Source organism: Campylobacter sp. CH246, from assembly GCF_004378835.1.
Taxonomy (GTDB): domain Bacteria; phylum Campylobacterota; class Campylobacteria; order Campylobacterales; family Campylobacteraceae; genus Campylobacter_D; species Campylobacter_D jejuni.
On the sequence record NZ_RYYA01000025.1, the window covers coordinates 1 to 766 of the forward strand.

Sequence of the window (766 nt, forward strand, 5' to 3'; positions counted from 1 at the left end):
ACACAAATTCATAATTATCAGGTAAAGGCAAATTCATCTCCCAAGCAAGTTCAGCTGGAATATTTTTATAATTAATTTTTTCATTTTCATCATTTAGTTTTTTGGGATCAAGTAGTGAAGGATAAGGATGATTTTCTTTTTTATATTTTTCATTAAAATCATTTGATAATAGCCATTCTTCTATAAGATTAAAATTTTGTATAAAATAATTAGAATTATGGAAAATATTATCAAGTATAGGTTGATAATCTTGATGAATTTTTAATATATTTTGCATTCTTGGAAGTTCTTTTAAAAAGGCTTGCTTATTTTTAGAGATTATTTTAATGATATTTGGACTTAATTTCGCAAAATTATTAAAAATTTCTTTAAATATTTTAAATTCTTTATTGGCTTTTTTAATATTTTTAGCTAATTTAAACATGCTTCCTTTATGTAAATTTTGAAAAGTTTGTATAAGAACTTCACCAAGCATATAAGATAAATGAAATTTATATTTTAAAGCCTGCTCATAATCGCTGCATGTTTCTAAACTTGGATATTTGAGTTGAGGAAAAACTTGTATGGTTTGTTGATAAATTTTTTGTTCTTTTTTGTGTTGTTTTTTGATTTTATAGAGTTTTTTAAATAATGCTATATACCCCCCCCCATACTTATAATTATTTCTTTGATGACTAAAGTCAATCATAACTTTGCCTAATTTATAAGCTAAATGATTTTTTATTCTTTCTATAGCTGAGTTTGGTTTATGCATAAGGGGCATCCT

At 24.0% G+C, this 766-nt stretch carries 1 pseudogene; it reads right to left on the reverse strand.

The annotated features are described in order from the left end of the window. A pseudogene (locus ELQ06_RS08515) lies at nucleotides 1-754 on the reverse strand (capsular biosynthesis protein); the annotation flags it as partial. Nucleotides 755-766: the final 12 nt, after the last annotated feature.